The organism is Acidovorax sp. KPB24-03, from assembly GCF_057546605.1.
In genome coordinates, this window is sequence record NZ_BAAJYR010000485.1 from 1 (window position 1) to 2288 (window position 2288).

Sequence of the window (2288 nt, forward strand, 5' to 3'; positions counted from 1 at the left end):
CGACTGCGCGGCCGGCGAGCGCTGGCTGGCGGTGGGCGACGCCGCCCCTCGCCTTCGACCCGCTGTCGTCCAAGGGCATCGGCAACGCGCTCTATACCGGCATGCGCGCGGCACAGGCGGTGCTGGCGCACGGGGCGGGCGACCTGCAGGCGCCGCAGCGCTATGCCGACCACCTGCGGGACATCCACCGGGTGTACCGCAAGCAGCTGCAGGGCTTCTACGCGATGGAAACGCGCTGGCCCGGTTCCGCCTTCTGGGCGCGCCGGCAGGCGGGCCACCCTGTCGCGCAGGGGGCAGTGCCGGGCACGCCGGGCGGCAAAGCGGTGGCTACACTGCCTTGGCCGCCCGCGCAGCCAACGGCCACCGGCCGCGAGAACCCATCCAACGGAATCCCGCCACCGCCCTGGTGAAAATTGCGCAGGCAGCTATCGAAAACATAGCGCCATCGGAGGCTTTATGCGCGTGCAAGGCAAATCCATCATCGTCACCGGCGCCGGCAACGGCATCGGCGAAGGCATCGCCAAGCGGCTCGCAGCCGAGGGTGGCCGGGTCATCGTCAACGACATCCAGGCCACCGGGGGCCAGCGCGTGGCGGCCGAGATCCGCGCCGCGGGCGGCACGGCGGACTTCTTCGCCGCCGACGTCACCCGCTCGGCCGACATGAAAGCCCTGGTGGACGAGGCCGTGCGCCTTCATGGCCGGCTCGACGTGGTCGTGAACAACGCCGGCTGGACGCACCGCAACCGCCCCATGCTGGAAGTGAGCGAGGAAGAGTTCGACAAGGTGTATGCCATCAACGTCAAAAGCCTCTACCTCTCGGCCATCCACGCCGTGCCGGCCATGCGCGCCAACCCGGGCACGGCGGGCGGCAGCTTCATCAACATCGCCTCCACCGCCGGCCTGCGGCCCCGCCCGGGCCTCACCTGGTACAACGGGTCGAAGGGTGCGGTCATCACCACCAGCAAGTCGATGGCGGCCGAGCTGGGCCCCGACAACATCCGAGTGAACTGCATCAACCCCGTGTTCAACCCCGACACGGGCCTGGCCGCCGAGTTCGCCGGCGGGCCGGTGGACGACGCGCGCCGCGCCCAATTTCTCGCCTCGATTCCGCTGGGGCGTTTTTCCACCGCGCTCGACGTGGCCAACGCGGCGCTGTACCTGGCCAGCGACGAAGCGGCCTTCGTGAGCGGCGTGTGCATCGAAGTGGATGGCGCCCGCTGCGTCTGATCGCTGCCGGCCGACAGCGGCGCGGCCCATTGCGCCGATAACCCTACCGCACCCCATGCGGCAAAATCCGCCCATGGCTGAACGTGTCATCCCCCTGGTGGACCAGCGCATCGCTGCGCTGCGCCCCGCCGTGCCGCAGGGCCTGTCCGGGATTCCATCGGGATGGCTGACCGACACGCTCGGTCGCCCGCTGCGGGACCTGCGCATCAGCGTGACCGACCGCTGCAACTTCCGCTGCGCGTACTGCATGCCCAAGGAGGTGTTCGACAAGGACTACCCCTATCTGCCGCACAGCGCGCTGCTCAGCTTCGAGGAAATCACCCGCCTGGCCCGCAGCTTCGTCGACCACGGCGTGCGCAAGATCCGGCTCACGGGCGGCGAGCCGCTGCTGCGCAAGCACCTCGAAAACCTCGTCGGCATGCTGGCGCAGCTGCGCATGCCGGACGGCACGGCGACCGACCTCACGCTGACCACCAACGGCTCGCTGCTCGCGCGCAAGGCCCAGGCGCTCAAGGACGCCGGGCTGAACCGCCTCACTGTGAGCCTGGACAGTCTGCAGGACGCGGTGTTCCGGCACATGAACGATGTGGACTTTCCGGTGGCCGAGGTGCTGGCCGGCATCGACGCGGCACAGGCCGCGGGGTTCGCGCGCATCAAGGTCAACATGGTGGTCAAGCGCGGCACCAACGACCACGAGATCGTGCCCATGGCGCGGCACTTTCGCGGCACGGGCGTGACGCTGCGCTTCATCGAATACATGGACGTGGGCGCCACCAACGGCTGGCGAATGGACGAGGTGCTGCCATCCGCCGACGTGATCGCGCGGCTGCAGGCCCACCTGCCCCTGGTGCCCCTGCCCGAACAGGCCCCCGGGGAAACCGCGCGCCGCTGGGGCTACGCCGATGCCACCGGGCGCCACGACCCGGCGCTGGGCGAGGTGGGCGTGATCGGCAGCGTCACGCAAGCGTTTTGCGGCGACTGCAACCGCGCCCGCCTGTCGATGGAAGGCAGTCTCTACCTGTGCCTGTTCGCCACCCAGGGCTGGGACCTGCGCAGCCTGC

At 69.8% G+C, this 2288-nt stretch carries 2 protein-coding genes and 1 pseudogene; all 3 read left to right on the forward strand.

The window, feature by feature from the left end; translation table 11 throughout:
- Positions 1-410 (forward strand): annotated as a pseudogene (locus tag AC27KI_RS22955) (hypothetical protein); the annotation flags it as partial.
- Positions 411-456: 46 nt separating this feature from the next.
- Positions 457-1227: an SDR family oxidoreductase gene (locus tag AC27KI_RS22960; RefSeq protein WP_487090700.1), complete on the forward strand. Its 771-nt coding sequence runs from the start codon at positions 457-459 to the stop codon at positions 1225-1227.
- 73 nt (positions 1228-1300) lie between these two features.
- Positions 1301-2288 (forward strand): GTP 3',8-cyclase MoaA (moaA, locus tag AC27KI_RS22965; protein ID WP_487090699.1); only part of this gene is annotated, 988 nt, incomplete at its 3' end.